The 20,202-nt window shown below is 68.9% G+C and carries 16 protein-coding genes; 7 read left to right on the forward strand and 9 right to left on the reverse strand.

All coding sequences use genetic code 11. The annotated features are described in order from the left end of the window. Positions 1–13 precede the first annotated feature (13 nt). The 5 genes from ACOOGH_RS12910 to ACOOGH_RS12930 all read right to left on the reverse strand — a co-directional run bounded on the left by ACOOGH_RS12910 (position 14) and on the right by ACOOGH_RS12930 (position 6,122). The gene (locus ACOOGH_RS12910) at positions 14–3,346 is read right to left on the reverse strand and encodes a WD40/YVTN/BNR-like repeat-containing protein (protein WP_420449297.1); all 3,333 of its coding nucleotides are present in this window, start codon (positions 3,344–3,346) and stop codon (positions 14–16) included. A gap of 131 nt (positions 3,347–3,477) precedes the next feature. Further along, positions 3,478–3,879, reverse strand: a complete 402-nt coding sequence (locus ACOOGH_RS12915; protein WP_420449298.1) for a type II toxin-antitoxin system VapC family toxin — start codon at positions 3,877–3,879, stop codon at positions 3,478–3,480. Continuing rightward, positions 3,876–4,151 carry a hypothetical protein gene (locus ACOOGH_RS12920; protein ID WP_420449299.1) on the reverse strand — a complete coding sequence of 92 codons (276 nt, stop codon included), beginning with the start codon at positions 4,149–4,151 and terminating at the stop codon, positions 3,876–3,878. The genes ACOOGH_RS12915 and ACOOGH_RS12920 overlap by 4 nt, the downstream gene beginning before the upstream one ends. A 73-nt stretch (positions 4,152–4,224) precedes the next feature. Further along, on the reverse strand, positions 4,225–4,494 hold the full coding sequence (locus ACOOGH_RS12925; protein ID WP_420449300.1) for a hypothetical protein: 270 nt from the start codon (positions 4,492–4,494) through the stop codon (positions 4,225–4,227). Positions 4,495–4,553: 59 nt separating this feature from the next. Next, on the reverse strand, positions 4,554–6,122 hold the full coding sequence (locus ACOOGH_RS12930; RefSeq protein WP_420449301.1) for an amidase: 1,569 nt from the start codon (positions 6,120–6,122) through the stop codon (positions 4,554–4,556). Positions 6,123–6,303: 181 nt separating this feature from the next. Here ACOOGH_RS12930 and ACOOGH_RS12935 point away from each other — a divergent pair, with 181 nt between their 5' ends. Next, the gene (locus ACOOGH_RS12935) at positions 6,304–6,549 is read left to right on the forward strand and encodes a hypothetical protein (protein WP_420449302.1); all 246 of its coding nucleotides are present in this window, start codon (positions 6,304–6,306) and stop codon (positions 6,547–6,549) included. Next, the gene (locus ACOOGH_RS12940; RefSeq protein WP_420449303.1) at positions 6,546–6,941 is read left to right on the forward strand and encodes a type II toxin-antitoxin system VapC family toxin; all 396 of its coding nucleotides are present in this window, start codon (positions 6,546–6,548) and stop codon (positions 6,939–6,941) included. The genes ACOOGH_RS12935 and ACOOGH_RS12940 overlap by 4 nt, the downstream gene beginning before the upstream one ends. Here the strand turns inward: ACOOGH_RS12940 and ACOOGH_RS12945 are convergent. Then, positions 6,934–8,286: an ArgE/DapE family deacylase gene (locus ACOOGH_RS12945; protein ID WP_420449304.1), complete on the reverse strand. Its 1,353-nt coding sequence runs from the start codon at positions 8,284–8,286 to the stop codon at positions 6,934–6,936. The genes ACOOGH_RS12940 and ACOOGH_RS12945 overlap by 8 nt on opposite strands. 149 nt (positions 8,287–8,435) lie before the next feature. On the opposite strand from ACOOGH_RS12945, the gene bla reads away from it, so the two are divergent. The 5 genes from bla to ACOOGH_RS12970 are packed head-to-tail and all read left to right on the forward strand — an operon-like array spanning position 8,436 to position 16,551. Next, positions 8,436–9,884, forward strand: a complete 1,449-nt coding sequence (gene bla / locus ACOOGH_RS12950; protein WP_420449305.1) for a class A beta-lactamase — start codon at positions 8,436–8,438, stop codon at positions 9,882–9,884. A gap of 8 nt (positions 9,885–9,892) precedes the next feature. Then, positions 9,893–11,200, forward strand: coding sequence for an NAD(P)/FAD-dependent oxidoreductase (locus ACOOGH_RS12955; protein ID WP_420449306.1), 1,308 nt, complete (start codon positions 9,893–9,895; stop codon positions 11,198–11,200). Positions 11,201–11,247: 47 nt separating this feature from the next. After that, positions 11,248–12,486, forward strand: coding sequence for an FAD-dependent oxidoreductase (locus ACOOGH_RS12960; RefSeq protein WP_420449307.1), 1,239 nt, complete (start codon positions 11,248–11,250; stop codon positions 12,484–12,486). Between the two features lie 40 nt (positions 12,487–12,526). After that, entirely contained in the window at positions 12,527–12,841 is a 315-nt protein-coding gene (locus ACOOGH_RS12965) for a sarcosine oxidase subunit delta (protein WP_420449308.1), read from the forward strand. Beyond that, positions 12,838–16,551: an FAD-dependent oxidoreductase gene (locus ACOOGH_RS12970; protein WP_420449309.1), complete on the forward strand. Its 3,714-nt coding sequence runs from the start codon at positions 12,838–12,840 to the stop codon at positions 16,549–16,551. The genes ACOOGH_RS12965 and ACOOGH_RS12970 overlap by 4 nt, the downstream gene beginning before the upstream one ends. 81 nt (positions 16,552–16,632) lie before the next feature. Here ACOOGH_RS12970 and ACOOGH_RS12975 read toward each other — a convergent pair whose 3' ends face one another. From ACOOGH_RS12975 to ACOOGH_RS12985, 3 genes are read right to left on the reverse strand one after another with little or no spacing between them, the layout of a single operon-like run. After that, positions 16,633–17,760 (reverse strand): trans-sulfuration enzyme family protein, encoded by a 1,128-nt coding sequence (locus ACOOGH_RS12975; RefSeq protein ID WP_420449310.1) that lies wholly within the window; start codon positions 17,758–17,760, stop codon positions 16,633–16,635. 24 nt (positions 17,761–17,784) lie between these two features. Continuing rightward, the gene (locus tag ACOOGH_RS12980; protein ID WP_420449311.1) at positions 17,785–18,279 is read right to left on the reverse strand and encodes a hypothetical protein; all 495 of its coding nucleotides are present in this window, start codon (positions 18,277–18,279) and stop codon (positions 17,785–17,787) included. Then, positions 18,276–20,195 (reverse strand): CocE/NonD family hydrolase, encoded by a 1,920-nt coding sequence (locus ACOOGH_RS12985; protein ID WP_420449312.1) that lies wholly within the window; start codon positions 20,193–20,195, stop codon positions 18,276–18,278. Before ACOOGH_RS12985 ends, ACOOGH_RS12980 begins: the two co-directional genes overlap by 4 nt. Between the last annotated feature and the right edge of the window lie 7 nt (positions 20,196–20,202).

Consider the following 20,202-nt stretch of genomic DNA (forward strand, 5'->3'; position numbering starts at 1 on the left):
CGGCAGCACTCGGCTAGCCGCCGGGGAGGCGACGGCCGGGGGTCCACGGGGCCCCGGCCGCTTCGAGCGCGCTCTCGGCGCCGGCGAAGGCGCCGTCCATGAAGTTCGCGAACTCCGACCGCCACGCGCCGAAGTCCGTTTCGGCGATCTCCAGGTTGCGGCGATGCGTGTCGGTCGGCGTCTGCCGCGTGTCCCAGTGGCCGCCGATCACCCGCCCCACGCGGTTGGAGATCGAGGGTACGGTGGATTCATTCAGACGCTGCCGGGCCGGGTCCCCGAAGAGACGGATCGAGAAATCCTGGATGCTGGCGCCGAGCGCATCCAGTTCGCCGAAGAGTTCGAGCGAGGCGTTCGGCGCCTCGAGGAGCGCGGCCCGCATGTGACGCAGCCGGTCCCGGGCGCGGCCCACCTCCTCGCCCGCCGAGGCGATGCGGCGGCGCAGTTCCGACGCCTCGTTCTGGAAGGCGACGACGGCCTCGAAGTCCGTGCCGGCTTCGGCCGTGGGCACCGCCACCACATCGAAGGTCTGCGCCAGGCCGACCTCCCGCGCGCCTTCGGCCGTGACGACGACGAGTTGCGCGGAGTATTCGCCGGGAGTGACGAGGGGGCCTTGAGGCGACCCCGCCCAAGGGGGCCTGAAGCCGGGTACGGTGAGGTCGATCGGGTCGGGCGCCGGGGCGCGCAGGTCCCAGCTCACGCGGTGCAGGCCCTGCCTGGCGGGGCCGGCGAGCCAGCGCACGGTGCCACCATCGGAGTCGGCGATCGCGATCAGCGCCCTCGGGCCGCTCTCGGTCGCTTCCTCGTGCAGCGCGTCGTAGCCGGGGAACGCCACGTTACCGCCCTGGTCCCGCACCATCCGCTCGGCCGCGCGGCGCGCTTCTGCCGCGGTCGTCGATGTCTCGGGCAGGTAGTACGTGAGCGTGGCCCCGAAATCAGGGTTCGGCGCCGTGTAATCGTCCGACCCCAGCGTCGGCTTGCCGCGCGCCTGCATGGGGACCGACGGGATGTACCACCATGCGTCGCGTACCGGGAACAGCGCTCCGCCGTCCGCCGCGGCCATGGCCGTGTTCTCGCCGCCGGCCAGCTCGCGCAGCGGCGTGTAGTCGTCGAGCACGTAGAAGCCGCGGCCGAAGGTCGCTCCGACCACGTCACTGTCGCGCCGCTGGACCTCCAGATCCCGGTGCGGGATGGTGGGCCCGGGGAGCATGTGCCAGTTCCCGCCCCCGTTCACGCTCACGTACATCCCGAACTCCGCCCCGAGGAAGAGAAGGTTCGGATTCAGGTGGTCCTGCTCGATCGCCCACAGGATCGTCCCGTCGGGCAGATCCCCGGCCATCGACTGCCATGAGAGCCCCGCGTCGTCACTCCGGAACAGCAGCGGCCGGAAGTCGCCCTCCTTATGGTTGTCCGCCACGGCGAACACGGTCGTCGCGACGTGCTGCGAGGCTTCGATGTCGTTGATGAACGCCCGTTCCGGTACACCGGGAAGGGCCGCGGCGAGCCGCCAGCTCGCGCCACCGTCCTCCGTCACGTGGATGAGTCCGTCGTCGCTCCCCGTGTAGATCACGCCCTCGGCCACCGGCGACTCGGAGATCCCCGTCAGCGTCGCGTACTTGGACATGGCGCCGTTGTCGATGAGGTCGTCGACACTCCACACGCGACCCATGAACTCCAGTTCGTAGCGGTTCACGTTCGTCGTGAGATCACCGCTGATCGCCGTCCAGGAGTTGCCCCGGTCGTCGGAGCGCGACACGCGCTGCGAGCCGTGATAGATGCGGTCGGCGTCGTGCGGGCTGATGAGAACCGGCGCGTCCCAGTTCCAGCGCTCGGGCGGGTCGCCGGGCGCGGGCTGCGCCTGAATGTCGAGCGCTTCTTCGCTCTCCCGGTCGTAGCGGTAGAGGTTCCCCTGCTGCGTCTGCAGGTAGAGGATGTCGGGATCCCTCGGGTCGATCTGGACCGCGTACCCGTCCGCCCCCATGGGCGCGTACCAGTCCCGGTTCCGCACGCCCTCGACGTTGGTGGTGCGGGCGGGGCCCCACAGGGTGCCGAGATCCTGCGCCCCGCCGAGCACGTTGTAGAACGGCTCCGCGTTGTCGAGCGCGAGCTTGTAGAACTGCGAGATGGGCAGGTTCGGGAAGTGGCGGAAGGTCCGGCCGTCATCGAAGCTCTCGTACAGCCCCGCGTCCGTTCCCACGAGCAGGTGCTGCGCGTCCTCCGGGTCGACCCAGAGGGCGTGGTTGTCGCTGTGTTTGTCGCGCGCTGTCTCGAGGTTGCCGAAGGTCGCGCCGGCGTCGCGCGTAACCTGGATGAACACGTCCATCTGGTACACGACATCCGCGTCGTGCGGGGAGGCCTCGATCTCCTGGTAGTAGTGGGGACCGGTGCCGCCGGAGATGTAGGAGTTCCGCCTCTCCCAGCTTTCCCCCTTGTCGAGCGAACGGTAGAAACCGCGCTCATCGCCGTACGCCTCCATGGTGGCGTACACGACCTCGGGGTTCGCGGGGGTGACGGCAAGTCCGATCTTCCCCACGTCACCCGTCGGGAGTCCCGCGGTGATCCGGCGCCAGCTCTCGCCCCCGTCCGTCGATTTGTAGATGCCCGAGTTGGGACCGCCCGCGAGGTGTCCCCAGATCTTCCTCCGGCGTTCGTAGGACGCGGCGTACACCATGTCCGGATTGCCGGGGGCGAACTCGATGTCCGTAACGCCGGTGTTCTCGTCGATCCCGAGTACCAGACGCCAGGAATCGCCGCCATCGGTGGACTTGTAGACGCCGCGCTCGCCGCCCGCGGCCCAGAGCGACCCCTCGGCCGCCACCAGGATGACGTCACTGTCGCGCGGGTCGATGAGAATCTTGCCGATGTGCTGCGAGGTCGGGAGGCCGACGTTCTCCCACGTCTCGCCGCCGTTGCGGCTGCGGTAGACGCCGTCCCCCCAGCCGACGTGACGCCCGCTGACGTTCTCTCCCGTCCCCACCCAGATCACGTCCGGGTTGTTGGGGTCGATCGAGACGTCGCCGATCGAGTACACGGACTGATCCTCGAAGATGGGATCCCACGTTACGCCGGCGTTCGTCGTCTTCCATACGCCGCCGGAGCCGACCGCGATGTACCAGGTGCTGCTCCGGTGCGGGTGCACGGCGATGTCGGCGATCCGCCCGCCCATGACCGCCGGCCCGATTTCCCGCAGGGGGAGGCCGGCGACGACCTCCGCCACCAGCGCCTGATCGACCTCCTGGGCCCGAACTTCCACCATCAACGGAGGAAAGATCCCGGGAACCCCCATGAAGACGCCCCAAATGACCAACGACCGTGCGCGCGGCAGGTGCCGCCTCGATGAATCCCTCATCTCGCTGCTCTCCTTCGTACTTCGGCCTCGGGTTTGTGGGAGACTTCGCCGAATACGCTATCTCCGAAGACCCCGACCAGACAGGGCGTAACGGAAGGCCGGCGGCGGGGGGCGGCGTGCCAAGCCTCGCGTCAGTTCCTGCGGGGCGACCGGGAACGCCAGGCAGCGGCCAGCGCCCGGTCGAAGGTCATGAGGTCGTTGGGCTCCCGCCGGATACAGCAGGCAAGATGAACGAGATCGCGCGCATCGAGCCCGGGATGCTTGTTCGCGAGGTTCCGAGCGGTCAGGATGTCCGCCTCTTCCACGGCCCATACTTCGTCAATGCAGGCTTCCGCAAGCATGAAAGCGTCATCGAGGGCGGACAACCGGTGGCCCTTCAAGTAGAAGTTGAGCAGTTCCTGGAGCACTTCCGCGGAAGTGACGAGATGGTCATCGCGCACCAATGACCGAGCGATGAACTCGCGCGCCTCCCGACGTAGCGGATGCTGCCGACCGACGTGGTAAATGAAGACGTTCGCGTCGACGAAGATCACGTCGTCTCGATCCCGGAGAGTCTGGACTCCGAGATCACTTGCTTCACGTCGGGCCAGTCGGGTTCCGGAGCGTCGGACCGCCGCGCATCGCACGCGGCGTTGAACTCGCGAAGTTCCTCCAGCGTGAACTTACGCGGACGCGTGGCGGCCAGCCTCTCATCGGCGGCTTCGCGCAACCACTGCCCGAGGGACTTACCCTCTCGGCTGGCCTGCGCCTGGTAGCGCACTTTTTCCGCCTCCCTGACGACGAAGTGGATGCGGGACACGATCATTCCTTCCCCCGGCCTCACGCCTGTAGCCGGTTCTAAGTTTGGACCAGGTTCTCCCCCAGGTCGTCGACGAAGATCATGCGCCCGGATCCGGAAACCGGGTCTCGACGAGCATGCGCTTGGTCTCCTCCCAGCTCGGCTCCCGGGCGCCGGGCGGATGCATCGCGTCGCACTCGGCGGCGAACGCCTCGAGTTGCTCTACGGTGAACAGGCGCGGACGCGCGGCCTGCAGCTTCTCGTCGGCGGCCTCGCGCAGCCACTGACCGAGGGACTTCCCCTCGCGCTCCGCCTCCGCTTGGTAGCGGATCTTGGCGCTTTCCTTGACGACGAAGTGAATCCGGGACATGACCCCTCATTGTGCAATATAGAGACACATGCACAATGTAATGATGCATCAACTTCACATCAACGACCGAGGGGCGGCGCCGTGGGGGGCGGGCGGCGGTGGTGCGTCGCCTGCTCGTAGGCGTAGCCGAAGCCGAGGAGCATCGCCTCCGTGAAGGGGCGTCCGAGGAACTCGAGACCCACGGGGAGACCGTCCTCCGTGAACCCGGCGGGGACCGTGAGCGCCGGAAAGCCCGTGAGCGGGCTCAGCGAGCGGTTGTCCCCCAGCGCGTAGCGGTCGTTCGGGGCGGGGTTCGTCTCCACGTCCTCGGCGATCAAAGCCGGCGGGTGGTCGAAGGTGGCGTAGACGAAGGCGTCGAGGTCGTGCTCCGCCATCGTCGCGATGACGTCCTCCCTCACCCGGTCGCGCGCCAGGAGGTACTCCAGGTAGCCGGGGTCGCGGGTCGTCTTCCCGAGGAGATCGGCCATGCCGGCGGCCCGCCACGGATTGACGCGGCCCGAGAGGAGGATCGACGCGAGCGTGCGGTACGGCGGGTCGCGGAGTTCGGCAAGATAGGCGTCCGTCACCTCCTCGGTCTCGTAGGAATTGGCGCCGAAGACGGCGCTCACCTGTTCGATCCCGGGGATGGCGACGTCGAATACCTCGGCCCCCAGGTCGCGGAGATCGCCGATCGCCGCCTCCATCCGGGCACGCACCTGTCGGAAACCCTCCGACGTCGTGTCCACGGAACGGTCCATCGGCTCGCGGATGACGCCGATCCGGGCGCCCGCCAGCGCCCCCGCGTCGAGTCCGTCCGCGTAGGAGTCGGGGATCTGTCCGACCGAGTACGCGGTCGCCGGATCGTTGGGGTCGTAGCCGGCGATGACGTCGAGGAGGATGGCCGCGTCCATCACGGTGCGGGTCATCGGGCCCATGGTGTCGGTGGTGGGGTTGGCGGGCATCATCCCGAACCGGCTCACGAGCGGGAGCGTGGGGCGGAGACCGACGAGTGAGACCACGGCCGCGGGGCCGCGGATCGAGCCGCCCGTGTCCTCGCCGATACCGATCAGGCCCAGATTCGCGGCCACGCCGGACCCAGTGCCGCCGGAGGAACCGCTCGGGTTACGCCGCGGGTCGTAGGCGTTGCGGATGATCCCGAACCCCGATCCGACGTAGCGCGAGGCAAACTCGCCCATGTTCGTCTTCGCGTGGATCAGGGCGCCCGCCTCCTTCATCCGGGTGACGATCGTGCCGTCCCGCTCGGACATGTATCCCTCGAAGAGCGCCGACCCGTAGGTCGTCGGCATGTCGCTCGTCTCGACCTGGTCCTTGAGCAGCACCGGGATGCAGTGCAGCGGTCCGGTGAGGCCGTCGGACGCGAAGGCGGCGTCCAGACTTCGGGCGTCGTCGAGGGCTCGCGGGTTGACGACCGCGATCGAATTGAGATTCGGCCCCTGTTTGTCGTATGCGTCGATGCGCGCAAGGTAGCTCTCCACCAGCCCCTCGCAGGTGAGGTGGCCCGACTGGAAGGCCGCGTGGACCTGCGCGATCGTCGCCTCCTCGACCGCGAATGCCTGTGCCTGCAGGGGGAGGCGAGCCGCCGTGAACGCGAGGGCCAACCTGATTGCAACCGACGTTCGAGCAGACATGGCAGCACCTGTCCTCGGGGGAACTCGAATTGACCAGCCGTTGATAGGGGTACGTAGCCTCAACCTTAGCGAGACGTGACCCCGCCGGAAGGCGTAGTCCCACTTCTTGATTACCGCTGTGGTGCATGCATAATATGACTGCATATGAAAGCGTATCATGACATTCTCATGGAGGATGCCGGTGAAGACGTTGACGGTGCGAGGCGTGCCGGCGGAGTTGGGGCGTGCCCTGAACGAGGAGAAACGGCGGCGCGGGATATCCCTCAACCAGACCGTGCTGGACCTTCTCAAGCAGAGTCTCGGTGTCGGAACGCCTCGATCGAACGGATTGGGACGCTTCGCGGGGGGCTGGACCGACGCCGAGTTCCGTGAGTTCGAGGCCGCAACCCGCGACTTCGGCAAGATCGATCCGGAAATGTGGGAATGAGCCGCTACTGCCTGGACACGTCGGCGTACAGTCGCCTGCGGAGGGGGAGCGCGCGCATCGCGAACATCCTGGACCGGGCCATCTGGGTGGGCGTACCGGCCGTTACGCTGGGGGAACTCCGGTTCGGTTTCCTCGGTGGCGCCCGGAGGACGCGAAACGAGACCGAGTTGTCGGACTTCCTCGCGGCGGCACCCGTCGAGGTCGTGCCGGTCGATGACGCAGTAGCTCGCTGTTACGCCGAGATTGTGGCCGACCTGAAGCGGGCGGGGACCCCGATTTCGACGAACGACGCCTGGATCGCGGCCTGCGCGGCTCACACAGGGTCCACCGTGCTGACGAGCGACGGACACTTCGAGCAGATCGCCAGGGTCGGCACCCTCCTCGTCACCTGAAGCGGCCGCAGAAGCGGATCGCGGTGACGGCGAGGATGCGGGCGGCTTCCACGAGGTCCTGCGCGCGGATGCTCTCGTCGGGGCGGTGTGACTTGCGTACATCGCCGGGGCCGAAGAGCACCGTGGGCACCTGGCCCTGGTTGACGAGGAGCCGCATGTCGGCGCCGTAGCGCACGCCCCCGACGCGAGGCTCCGCACCCCCGAGTGCCCGCACAACGCCGGCCAGAGTGCCGACCACGGGGTCGCTCTCATCCGTGCGGGCGGCGGCGAACTGAGCCCCGACCCACTCTACGGTCGGCGGGTTGTCGCCCAGCCAGTCGTCACGAGAGGCCGCCTCGGCCACGGCGTCCTCCAGCGCACGGCGCGCACTGGCGAGGTCTTCTCCAGGCGCGACGCCGTAGCGGCCCTCCACAAGCAGGTTCTCGGCCACGGTGGATGGCCAGATTCCCGCGCGGAGCCGTCCCATGGTCAGGGCGTACGGCAACTCTTCCCCGTGGAACAGCGGGTCGGCCACATCGTCGTTCCGCTCCGCCTCGAGGCCGCGGAGGCGCTGGAAGATGGGGATGAACTTCTCGATCGGGTCCACGCCCTCCTCGCGCAACGCTCCGTGCGCGGCAAGCCCGGGGACGGTGAGCCGGAAGCTGAGCGCGCCGGCTTGCGCGGGCGCGATGACGAACTGCGTCGGTTCGACGACGATGGCGCCGTCGCCGGTGTGCCCCCGCTCGATCGTGGCCAGCATGCCCGAGCCGCCGTCCTCCTCGCCGATCACACTCTGGATCTGGAGAGTGCCGTCCAGTTCGATCCCGGCGTCGCGCAGCGCCCGAGCCGCCGCCACCGCGCTGCACAGCTGCCCCTTCATGTCCACGACCCCGCGCCCGAACAAGCGCCCACCACGCTGCGTGAGCTCGAAGGGCGGGTACGTCCAGCGCTCCACCTCGCCCGCGGGGACGACATCGATGTGGCCATTGAGGATCAGCCTGCGGCCCTCGCCGCGTCCCATGGTTCCGACGACTCCCAAACCCTCCTGGCGATCTACGTCGGCGGTGTAGGCGGGGTGCCGGCGCAACCGCTCGAAATCGATCTCCCACACATCCGTCTCGAGGCCGATGGCCCGCATCTCCCCTGCCATCCGCTCCTGGGCCGGCGTCTCGCGGTTGGCGACGCTCTCGATAGCGACGACGTCGGCCAGCAGCGCGAAGAGTCGGTCCGGATCCACCGCCTCCGCGGCCCGACGTTCCTCGGGCGACAGCGGGCCACCTCCCACCGTGACCTCCGCGCTCCCACCAGCGCGCGCCGCGTTCCCGCGGGAACGTCTCGCCGCCGTCTCTTTCCGGTCGCCCGGCATGGACTTCCTCCCCCCTCGTGGACTGCGGAGTATGTCACGGATCGGGCTCTCGGGGCGACCCGCCATGGTGGTCTCGTCCGGGCGTTGCGCAATGGCTACCGTACCGGCACGGAGCAGGACTCAGGCGAGATGAACAAGGAGCACGATCCATGCGCCCCCGGACACGACCTTCGTTTACGAGGCTGGCCGCCGCGACGCTCGCCGTCGCGCTGTTGCCCGCCCTTCCCCTCGCGGCCCAGTCCGCCACGCCGGCGGGCGACCCGGGCCTCGGCCGCCTCCTCGCGGAAATCGAACGCCTGGCCCCGAGCAGTGGGGGCACGGTGGGCGTGGGCGCGGTCCACATCGAGACGGGCCGCGCCGTGTGGTTCAACGAGGACGAGCGCTTTCCGATGGCCTCGACCTACAAGGTGCCGATCGCGGTCCAGCTCCTGTCCTGGGTCGATCGGGGCGAGATCTCGCTCGCGGACATGGTCGAACTCGAGCCCGGCGACATCCATCCCGGCAGCGGGACGATCTCGAACCTCTTCGACGACCCCGGCGTGGCGCTTTCGCTCCGGAACCTGCTCGAGCTGATGCTCCTCATCTCCGACAACAGCGCGACGGACCTCACCCTCACCGCCGCCGGCGGACCCGACGCGGTGAACGCCCGCATGGCGGAGCTCCGGGTGGAGGGCCTGAGCGTGAACCGTCCGACCTCGGTCCTGATCGGGGACTACTCCGGCGTGGAGACCCCGGAGGACGGTCGCATCTCGCTGTCGCAGTTCCGTGACCGCGCGGAGGGAGTCTCGGCCTCGGAGCGAGACGCCGCCCGGGAGGCGTTCTCGACCGACGCGCGGGACACGTCGACGCCCCGCGCCATGGCGCACCTGCTGGCCATGACCTGGGCCGGGAAGGCGCTGGGCTCGAAGAACACGGAGGTCTTCAAGGACATCATGCTGCGCGTGCAAACCGGCACCGGCCGCATCAAGGGCGTGCTACCTCCGGGGACGCCGGTCGGCCACAAGACGGGGACGATCGGGGGGACAACGAACGATGTCGGCTACATCTATCTGCCGGATGGGGCCGGGCACGTGATCACGGTCGTGTTCGTCAAGGACTCCGAGCGTCCCGTCCCGGCGCGGGAGGGGGCGATCGCCCAGATCTCGCGCGCGATCTACGACTACTTCCTGTTCAATCCGGGCGCCCCGCCGGCCGCGGCCGCCCAGCGTGCCAATCCCCGCTACGGGGTGTGGAAGCTGCGCTCCGACGCGCCGGCGCCGTCCCTCAATGTCATGACGTACGAACCCTGGGGGGACGGCGGGATGAAGATCACCGTCGAGTCCACGAACGCCCGCGGCGGCGAGTCGAAGTGGAGTTACGACACGATGTTCGACGGGGAGTTCCAACCCGTTACAGGCCGCGAGGGAGTCGAGACGGCGGTCGAAGTCGTCGACGAGTTCACGAACCGGATCACGAGCCGCCGCGACGGTCGGGTCACGCAGGTCATCATCAACGTGCTGTCCGCGGATGGGAACCGGATCGACAACGAGTACCGCAGCACAGACGCGGACGGGAACGAGCGCGTCTCGCACGCGGTGTATGAGCGGATCGGCGGCTGAGCAGAGCGATGTCCAGAGACTACGACGCGATCGTCATCGGGGCCGGGGTCATCGGCGTCTGCACCGGGTTTGAGCTGGCCAAGCGGGGCTTCCGAACGCTCAACGTCGACAAGCTCCCCGCGGCCGGGTACGGCTCGACCTCGAACACCTGCGCGATCATCCGTCTCCACTATTCAACGCCCGACGGCGTGGCCATGGCGCGGGAGTCCTACTTCTACTGGCTCGACTGGGGGAAGTACGTCGGCGTGCCCGACCCCTCCGGGCTGGCCCGCTACGTGAACACCGGCTGTCTCGTCACCAAGACCGGGAAGAACCACTACCTGGAGAAGGTGAAGGAGAGTCTCGACGAACTTCACGTGACGTACGAGGATCTGGACGCGGAGGGGATGCGCGAGAAGCTCTCCCTCCTCGACACACGGCAGTTCGGACCGCCGGTGACGGAGGAGGAGCCAGGCTTCGGGCGGCCCACGGGTGGAGACGTGGCGGGGGCCCTCTACATCCCGGAATCCGGCTACATCAACGATCCCCAGTTGTGCTGCCACAACGTGCAACTCGGCTGCGAGGCGCACGGCGGCGAGTTCCGCTTCAACACCGAGGTCACGGAGATCCTCCGGGAAGACGGGAGGGCGGCCGGCGTACGCCTCAAGGATGGATCCGAGGTACGCGCGCCCGTGGTGGTCAACGTGGGTGGCCCCCACTCCTTCGTCATCAACCGCATGGCGGGCGTCGAGGAAGGGATGAACATCAGGACGCGTGCACTGAAGCAGGAAGTCTGTCACGTCCCCGCCCCGGAGGGCGTCGACTATAACGTGGTCGGCATGCTGATTTCCGACAGCGATATCGGGTGTTATTCCAGACCCGAGGTCGGCAACCACATCCTCATCGGGTCGGAAGATCCGCCCTGCGACAATCTCGAGTGGGTGGAGGATCCGGACGACTATGACAACACCTTCAGTTATCAGTGGAGGACGCAGGCCCTGCGCGAGGCGCAGCGGGTGAAGGGGCTCCCCGTGCCGGAGGCGCGGCAGGGACTCGTCGATCTCTACGATGTGTCGGACGACTGGATTCCGATCTATGACAAGTCCGACCTGCCGGGCTTCTATATGGCGGTGGGGACCTCCGGGAACCAGTTCAAGAACGCGCCTGTCGCCGGGCAGCTCGTGGCGGAGCTGATAGAGGCGGTTGAGGACGGGCGCGATCACGACGCGGATCCGGTTCAGTTCCATATGAAGTATACGAGGCGGGACTGTAACCTCGGGTTCTTCAGTCGACTTCGGACGATGAATCCGGATTCGTCCTATTCGGTCATCGGCTGACGTCACGCACGCCCTCGCATTCCGTGAGCCCTGGACCGCTGGGGAGGTTGAAGTCCGCGTTCGGAGCGGGGGTCTTCCGCCCGGGCCGACTGTGGGAGGAGAGGCCGCTCCGCCGCCACTACGACGTGGTGATCATCGGGGGCGGCATCCATGGGCTCGCCACAGCCTACTATCTCGCGAAGGATCACGGCGTGCGGGACATCGCCGTGCTCGAGAGCCAGTACATCGGGTTCGGAGGGTCCGGGCGGAACACCGCGATCGTGCGGGCGAACCAGCGCACCCAGGAGAACGTCCCGCTCTATGACGAGGGCCTGAAGCTGTGGCCCATCCTCACGGACGAACTCGACTTCAACCTCATGTTCCACAACTGCGGCAACCTCAACCTCGCCCACAGCGAGGCCGCGGTGGCCGCGTTCCGGCTTTCCATCAACACGGCGAACTTCTGCGGGGTGCGCTCGGAACTTCTCGACCCGCAGCAGTGCAAGGAAGCGGTTCCGGCGCTGGACGTATCGGACCGACCCGCGCATCCGATCCAGGCAGGCATGTACCACGCGCCGGGCGGCGTCGTGCGCCACGATGCGGTTGTGTGGGGACTCGCGCGGGGCGCCAGCCTGCACGGCGCTTCGATCCACCAGGGCGTCGAGGTACAGGGGATCGACACGGAGGGTGGGCGCGTGACGGGGGTGCGGACGAACGCGGGGCGCATCGGGTGCCGGAAGCTGGGGATCATGGCGGGCGGGTACGGGCCCGCGGTTGCCGCCGTGCTCGACATCGAACTGCCGGTGAACCCGCTCACGATACAGGCGATGGTGACGCAGCCGCTCAAGCCGTTCCTGCACCACGTCGTGAGTTCGGGCGCGTATCACGTTTACGCGAACCAGACGCTGAAGGGCGAGATCGCGACGGGCGCCCACATGGACCCGCAGGTGAACTACACGACGGACGTCACCGCAGGCTACTTCAAGCATCAGGCGGAGGCGCTCACGGACCTCATGCCGTGTCTGAAGGGGGTCCGCTTCCTGAGAGTGTGGGCGGGGCTGGCCGATATGACGCCGGACATGGCGCCCATCCTGGACGGCAATTTCTTTCACGACGGGCTCTACCTGGATGTGGGGTGGGGATATTTCGGCTTCAAGTCCGGGCCGGTGGCGGGCAAGTACATGGCCGAGTACATGGCCCGGGAGGAGGCGCCGGAGATCCTTCGCCCGTTCGCGCTCCGCCGCTTCCTCGATAACCGATACATGGGCGAGACGGGCGCCACGATGAAGTACGGACAGTGGGACTGACGGTGGACGCGACCGTGGGACGGACCCTGGAACGCCGGTCGTGACGTTCCGGCTGACGTGCCCGGTGTGCGGGAAGCGCGACGTGTACGAGTTCACCTACGGCGGCCCGGAGCGGGGCCCGCGGCCCGCCGAGACGGATCTGGACGGCGGGGCGGAGGCGCACTTTCGCTGGTCTCAGTTCCGCATGAACCGTCCGGAGACGCGCGAGGAATGGTGGTACCACGGGGCGGGCTGCGGCGTCTGGTTCTCGACCTGGCGCAACCCGGCCACGAACCGGGAGGAGCGTCCCGACCGGGGTAGCGACGGCGGGGCGGGCCCCGACGGGGCAGGCCCCCACGAGGGCGACTCGACGTGAATCGGCTTCCACCCTCTCCCACGGCGCGGATCGACCGCTTGCGACCGCTCCGCTTTCGGTGGTGCGGGCGCGCGCTGGAAGGGTTCGAGGGGGACACGGTGGCCTCGGCGCTGTGGGCGGCGGGGGTCCGAACCCTCGGCCGCAGCTTCGAGTATCACCGGCCGCGCGGGTTGTACGACCTGGAGGGAGAAGGGTCGAGCCAGCTCGTCTCGATCGACGGCGTTCCGAACCAGTCGGCGGGGACGACGCCGCTGCGCGAGGGGATGGAGGTCGGAGCCCAGAACGTGCGCGGCGACCCGCGGTTCGACGCTTTCGGGTTCCTGGACCGGCTGGACCGGTTCATGCCGGCGGGTTTCTACTACCGACTCTTCCACCGGCCCGCGTGGGCCGCCCGGTTCTTCCAGGAACGAATGCGCGGGTTGGCCGGACTGGGTGTCCTGAGCCTCGACGCGCCGGACTGGGGGGGGCGGGCCGAGCGTTATCTGAACGCCGATGTCGCCGTGGTCGGCGGCGGCCCGGCGGGGATGTCCGCGGCACTCGAAGCCGGGCGCCGGGGACTCCGTGTGTGCCTGTTCGAGCGTCGGCCCTGGCTGGGGGGACACCTCGACTGGCGCGTGCGCGGGGGCCGCCCGCTCGCCGGCGAGACGCGCGCCCTCGCCGAGCAACTCGGGGGCATGGATTCGGTGCGCGTCTTCTCGCACGCTCCCGTCACGGGGATCTGGGGCGAGAACCTCGTCACGGGCTTCCAGTGCGGCGGCAGGGACGGGGGCGCGGGCGGGAGCGCCAACGGGGGGTCGGGGGCATCGTTCGACGAAACGCACTGGGAGTGCCGGGCGCGCGCGGTGGTGGTGGCGACGGGGTCGATCGAGCGGCCGCTCGTGTTCGAGCACAACGATCGTCCGGGCGTCATGCAGGCCGACACCGCGATCCGGCTGGCCCGCACGTACGGCGTTCGGCCAGGCGAGGCCGTCGCGTTCAGCGTGGGGGACGACCTCGGGCTCGAAGCGGCGGTCGATCTGGCGTCGCTGGGCGTGGATGTGCGCATCGTCGCCGACGCACGGCGGGAAGGCCACGATCCGGCGTTGGCGGAGGCCCTGTCCGCGGCGGGAATCGACTTCCGGCCGGGGTGGGCCGCGAGCCGCGCGCGGGGACGGGGCCGGATCCGCGCGGTTGACTTTGCCGCCCTCGGAGGGGATCGGTCGGCGGGAAGCTCGCTGCGCGTCCCGTGCGAAGTGCTCGTCGCGAGCGCGGGCCGGCAGCCCGACATCGGCGTCCTCTCGTGCGCCGGCGCGCGCTTCCGGCACGGCGAGCACACCGGAACTTTCGAACTCGAGAGCCTCCCGTCGGACGTGTTCGCGGCGGGCGGTGTGCTTCAGCTCACCGATCTCGACGCCCGTCTGGCCTCCGGCCGCATCGCCGGGCTGCAGGCCGCCGCGGCGTGCGGCGTGAACGTCGAGGAGCAGTTGGCGCGGGAACGGGGGGATCTGGCCGAGCGCCCCGGACCGGCGCGGGGTTCATCGGTCGTGCGCGGGCCGGCCTCCGAAGCCGACCTGGCCCCCGGCCGCAAGGCGTTCATCGACTTCGATGAGGACGGCACCTGGAAGAACGCGGCCCAGTGCGCCGCACTCGGCTTCGACGTGCCCGAGCTCGCCAAGCGGTTCGGCAACTTCGGCCTCGGGCCCGGCCAGTACCGGGTGCCAGGTCAGAACCTCCCCATGGCGATGGCGGAGATCGCGGGGCGACCGGTGGGAGAGTTCGCCGCCACCACCGTGCGCCCGCCGGTGATCCCCCCGTCCCTCGCGACGCTGGCCGGGCCGAACCACGACGTGCACAAGCGGACCCCTCTCCACGACGACCAGGCGTCCCGGGGCGCCGTCTTCCGCCGGGCAGGGCCCTGGCAGCGGGCGCGCTACTTCAGCGCGGACCGGCAGTGTCTGGAGGAGATCCGCAACGTGCGCGAGAACGTCGGCCTCCTCGACAGTTCGCCGCTCGGGAAGTTCCGGATCTGGGGACCCGACGCGCTGCGCGCGCTCCAGCGTATCTACATCTCCGACATGAGCCGGGCCAAGCCCGGCCGCTGCACCTATTCAGCGATGTGCAACGACACCGGGAACCTCATCGACGACGGCGTGGTCGTGCGCAGGGGGAAGGACGAGTTCTACTTCACGACGAGTACCAACCGGGCGGGGTCCACCGTCGAGTGGTTCCGCTTCCACACGCGGCACGACGGGTGGGACTACAACCTCGTGAACCTCACCGACGCGCTCGCCTCCATAAACGTGGCAGGGCCGAACGCCCGGCGGGTGCTGGAGAAGATCACGGAAGCGGAGCTGGCCGACGAAGCATTCCCGTATCTCGGCTCCCGCGAGATCGAGGTGGGGGACGGCGTGGCGGCACGCTGCCTGCGTCTAGGATTCGTGGGTGAGTTGTCCTACGAGCTGCACGTAGGCGCGAGCTACGGGCAGTACGTGTGGGACCTGCTGTGGGAGGCCGGAACGGAGTTCGGCATCAGGCCGTTCGGGCTCGAAGCGCAGAACTGTCTGCGGGCCGAGAAGGGACACGTGATCATCGGGACGGAGTCCGAACAGCGCGTCACTCTTCTCGACATAGGCATGGGATGGCTCTGGGACCGTGAGGACACGGCCTCCGGGAAGGTGGGGGCCGCAGCGCTTCGCTACTGCGAGGGGCAGGCGGGGAGGCTGAAACTCGTCGGGCTGCGGATCGACGACCCCGCGCCCGGCGCCGCCAACCCGGAAGCCGCCCGCAACGTCGCCCACCAGCCCGAGGACGGGGCGCTCGTCGTGGACGGCGACCGGATCGCCGGCTTCGTCTGCACGACCCGGCACAGCGAGACGCTGGGCTGGCAGTACGGACTCGCGCTCGTTGAGGACCGGCTGGCGGAGCGGGGCCGTTCGCTCGACCTGTTCGAGTCGCTCGGCCGGCGGACCACGCGTTCGACCGCGACCGTGGTGCCTCCCCACTTCTACGATCCGAAGGGACAACGCCTGCGGATCGCCCCCGAAGGGCGCCCGAGCCGGTCCGGCGAGGCGCCATCTCAGGCGGCGCCCGCGGCCCATCGCCGGTCTCCGGTCCGCTTCGACGGCGTGCCTTCCCGCACTGAACGCCGGGCCGGCTGGAACGTGGTGCTCAAATACGAATCCCGCCGCACGCCCCCCGACGCCCTGCGCCAAGCCTGCCTCGTCGACCTCAGCCACCGCGCGCGCTGGGACGTCCAGAACCGGGACATCCGGATCGTGCGCCCGTTCGGCCTCGACGTGCCGCGCACGCCCGGAGAAGTCGCGGTCCGCGACGGGCTGATGATTAACCGGATGAACGGAACCCAAGCCTCCATCTGGCACGTCGGACCCGCCGCGGCCCCGGCCATGCCGGACGGTCCGCACTACACGGACACGACGGACTCGCACTGCTGGCTCGCACTGCTGGGTGAAGCGGTGCCCGAAGTGCTGGAGAGTGTCTCCTCCCTCGACCTCTTCGAGCCGGGGCGTCCTCGTCCGTTCCTCACGCAGGGTCCCATCCTGCACGTGCCGTGTCAGGTCGTCACGTGGCGGGACGACGCCGTCCTCGTCTCGTTCAGCCGGGGATACGCACAGACCTTCGTCGAGGGGCTTCTCGAATCGGGCCACGGCGCGGGCCTGCGCCCCGCCGGGGAACAGGTTTTCACCGAGTGGGTGCGGACCCTGGAGAGCTGAGCCCTCCCCGCGGGAACGCCCCGAACGTCTGCGAGGAACCTGGCCTCGGGCGCCGACGGGGGCCAGGAAGTCGCGACCGGCTCAGGAGGTGGCGGTGAGGGCCCGGTCCAGATCCTCCTTCAGATCGTCCGCGTGCTCGAGGCCCACGGACATCCTGAGGAGGTTCTCCGGCGCCCGAGTCGTCGGACCCTCGACCGAAGCCCGGTGCTCGATGAGGGAATGGGTCCCCCCGAGACTCGTGGCCCGCGCGATGATCTTCACGTTGGCCGCAACCGCGAACGCCTCGTCGCGGCCGCCCACGACATCGAAAGCCAGCATGCCGCCGAAGCCGGACATCTGACGCGCGGCGAGTGCGTGCCCGGGATCGTCCTCCAGACCCGGATAGTGGACCCGCTCGACGCGCGGGTGGGCGTCGAGGAAGCGGGCAAGTTCCATGGCGTTGGCGCAGTGCATGGCCATGCGCGCGGCGAGCGATTCGAGTCCCCGTCTTGTAAGCCAGGCGTCGAAGGGCGACGGCACGAGGCCGCCATCTCTCTGGATCCCCCGCAGCGCCTCGAGCGTCCCGCCCGGCTCGCGCACGATCACCGCGCCGCCGGTCACGTCGCTGTGGCCGCCGAAGTACTTGGTCGTAGAGTGCATGACGAGATCCACTCCGAGATCCAGCGGCCGCTGCAGGAGCGGTGTCGCCCACGTGTTGTCGCAGCACGAGATCGCCCCACCCTCACGCGCGATGCCGGCGATCGCCTCGATGTCGGAGATGCGGATGAGGGGATTCGACGGCGTCTCCATCCACACGAGGCGGGTGTCCGGCCGCATGGCGGCACGGACGGCGTCGAGGTCGGTCATGTCGACGAAACTCGTCTCGATTCGGCGCCCGGCGAAATGATCCCGCAGGAGGACACCGGTTCCGTAGTAGGCATCGTCCGCCGCGACGACGTGATCTCCCGGAAGGAGCAAAGAGATGACGGCGAACGTCGCGGCCATCCCCGAGGGGAAGGCGACGGCTTCGGGCCCACCTTCCAGAGCGGCCAGCGCCGCCTCCAGTGAGGCCCGGTTCGGGTTCCCGGAGCGGGAGTAGTCGAACCCCCCGGGGTACGACCCGTCTTCCCCGCGCTCGAAGGTGGTCGAGAGCGTGATCGTGGGCGCGATCGCCCGACTCGCCCCGTCCGGGTCCATGCCCGTCTTCACTGCCAGCGTTTCAATTCGCATTTCCGACCTTTCCCGGAACCATGATCAGCGTCGGCGAGGACGCAGAAGCCCGCCCGCGAGGACGCCGACGGGACCCGCAACGAGCATCACGATGGGATACCATGCCGGTCCGTAGGGATCGCCCGACATCGAGAGGCCGGCGAGCGAGGCGAGGCTGAAGAAGACGAGAATCGCCGCCAGGACGCCGGCGTGGAGGCGTGGCGCGCGGGGAGCCGCCCAAGCCGTGAGAAGGCCCGCCAGAACGGTGACCACGAGGCGCACGCCCAGACTCGTGAAGATGAACGCGGCGCCCGGATTCGCCTCCGGTTCGACACCGAAGAGCGACAGCAGCAGCCGGCCGGTGAGGACCGAGCCCAGCGTCAGCACGACGAAGCCCAGGATGACGGCCGCGACGCTGCGCAGGATCGACGCATCGTTCATGCTCGACCAGGTCTCGACCGCTTCATCGAGGTCGGGACGGTGGCCGGGCGGAGGTCCGGGAGTAGAGGGTGGGGAAATCGAGGGTCCGGAACGGGTCATCGGATCCCCTCCACAACGGGCAGAACGATGTGCGATGCCCGGTCTCCGGCGTGGTGGATCATGTTCTCCGCGATCTCCCATTCCGTCTCGTCATAGTTGTTGCCCCCCGTGTTCAGGTTGCGGTCGAAGCGGGGGAAGTTGGAACTCGAGACCTCGATCCGCACGCGGTGGCCGGGCGCGAACCAGTGCGCGACCGAATGAAGGTCCACCCGAACCGGATAGGCCTCCCCCTCTTCCATCATCACGGGTGCCTCGTATCCGTCCCGGTAGCGCGCCCTCATGATGCCCTCGACGAGGTTGATCGCCCGTCCGTCGGGGTGGACGTCGAGGAGCTTCACGGTGAAGTCGGTGTCCGGAGCGCTCGAACTCACGTAGAGCCGAGCCTCGAGCGGGCCCGCGATCTCGAGGCCGCCGTCCCCGACCGGATCGCCGGTGTAGACGAGCACGTCCTCGCGTGCCTCGATATCGGACTGGTCGAACGCGCCCGGCTGGTCGGCGGGGTTCCCGGTGCAGCAGACGGATCCGCCGCGGGAGGGGACGGGGTCCGCCGGGTCGTAGACGAATCGGTCAGCAGGTTCGTCCCCGGGCGCCTCCGCCGACAGGGCGCCATCGCCCAGCCTCGTGTTCGCGTTCCCTCCGCTGCGGAGGTAGAGGCGCGTCGTCACGGCCCCGGGGGGCGGCCATGTGTCCGCCGAAGCCCATTCGTTCCGGCCCATCACGTAGTAGTGGACCTTCGGGATGTCGGTGATGCCGTTGTCCACGCCCTTCAGCCAGTAGCCGAACCAGGCCAGGTAGAGCGAACGGTACGGCAGGCGGGCGTCCCCGAAGTCGACGTCCCCGACCACCGTGTGTTCCGTGGCCAGCTCGGACATGCAGTGGCTGGTGGGGGAGAGGATGGCGTACTGGTGCGCGCCGCCCCGGTCGCTCTCCGCGTTGTCCCGCATCATCCTCCACTGCTGGAGCGTCTCGTTGGCGCCCAGGTCGTACCACGAGTTCACGTGGAGCGCCGGCGTGTCGAAACGGTCGGCGTCGCTCAGGTAGCCGAGCCGGTCCCACCATTCGTCGGTGAGCGGCGTGCTCATCACCTCTTCCCAGTCCGTGTCCCGGTCGGGGGGACCGTACTTCCGCATGAGGTCGACCGTGGGGAGTTCGCGGAGGGCGGCGAACGCCTCCACCGGGGGGGGCGCCTCGCCTCCCGGCCGCTTTCGTCCGTTGCCGCGGAACCAGCCGAAGCTCGCGGAGAGCCCGAACGCGCCCCCCTCGAAGATGCCGAAGTAGCCGTAGCGTCCGCCGGCCGATCCGACCGACCCGCCTGCCGCCAAGGGGATGGCGGCGGCGTGCGCCGGGTGGCGCTGCGTCATGAGTTGGGTCTGGTTCTCCCCCAAATAGGAGCAGCCGAAGGTCCCCACCTTCCCGTTCGACCAGGGCCGGGTCGAGGCCCACTCGACGGCGTCGTAGCCGTCCTCCCGGTCCGCCGCGGAGAGGAGGTAGTCCCCCTCCGAGGCATATTTTCCGCGTACGTCCTGGACGACGACGGCGTATCCCTGCCCCGCGAAGAACCGCGCCGGGGAGATCGCGCCGGCCCGATAGGTCGCCTTGTCGTACGGCAGCCGGATCATGACCACGGGGAGGCGGTCACCCCGGTCCGCGGGCTCGACCGGCAGATAGAGATCCGTCGCGAGGCGAACCCCGTCCCGCATGGCGACCATGAGGTCCGTCTCGACCCGCACCTCGAACTCCGCTTCCGGCGCCGTGTAGGGATCGGCCGGATCCGGCGCGAATCGGTCGAGGGCGGCGGCGGCGTCCGATCCGCCCCCGCCGGCGGCGACGCGGGTCTCGGGCGCGCCATCGTGACCGGTACAGCCGGCGAGTGCGACCGCCAGTGCGAGACCGGGTCCAAGCCGGGATTTGTCCATCGGTTCC

Source organism: Candidatus Palauibacter sp. (genome assembly GCF_965213655.1).
Lineage (GTDB): Bacteria > Gemmatimonadota > Gemmatimonadetes > Palauibacterales > Palauibacteraceae > Palauibacter.

Excerpts from the sequence above, each read along its gene's own strand:
- ACOOGH_RS12910 (WP_420449297.1), bottom strand. The coding sequence starts at position 3,346 with ATGAGGGATTCATCGAGGCGGCACCTGCCGCGCGCACGGTCGTTGGTC.
- ACOOGH_RS12920 (WP_420449299.1), bottom strand. The coding sequence starts at position 4,151 with ATGATCGTGTCCCGCATCCACTTCGTCGTCAGGGAGGCGGAAAAAGTG.
- ACOOGH_RS12925 (WP_420449300.1), bottom strand. The coding sequence starts at position 4,494 with ATGTCCCGGATTCACTTCGTCGTCAAGGAAAGCGCCAAGATCCGCTAC.
- ACOOGH_RS12930 (WP_420449301.1), bottom strand. The coding sequence starts at position 6,122 with ATGTCTGCTCGAACGTCGGTTGCAATCAGGTTGGCCCTCGCGTTCACG.
- ACOOGH_RS12940 (WP_420449303.1), top strand. The coding sequence starts at position 6,546 with ATGAGCCGCTACTGCCTGGACACGTCGGCGTACAGTCGCCTGCGGAGG.
- ACOOGH_RS12945 (WP_420449304.1), bottom strand. The coding sequence starts at position 8,286 with ATGCCGGGCGACCGGAAAGAGACGGCGGCGAGACGTTCCCGCGGGAAC.
- bla (WP_420449305.1), top strand. The coding sequence starts at position 8,436 with ATGCGCCCCCGGACACGACCTTCGTTTACGAGGCTGGCCGCCGCGACG.
- ACOOGH_RS12955 (WP_420449306.1), top strand. The coding sequence starts at position 9,893 with ATGTCCAGAGACTACGACGCGATCGTCATCGGGGCCGGGGTCATCGGC.
- ACOOGH_RS12975 (WP_420449310.1), bottom strand. The coding sequence starts at position 17,760 with ATGCGAATTGAAACGCTGGCAGTGAAGACGGGCATGGACCCGGACGGG.
- ACOOGH_RS12980 (WP_420449311.1), bottom strand. The coding sequence starts at position 18,279 with ATGACCCGTTCCGGACCCTCGATTTCCCCACCCTCTACTCCCGGACCT.
- ACOOGH_RS12985 (WP_420449312.1), bottom strand. The coding sequence starts at position 20,195 with ATGGACAAATCCCGGCTTGGACCCGGTCTCGCACTGGCGGTCGCACTC.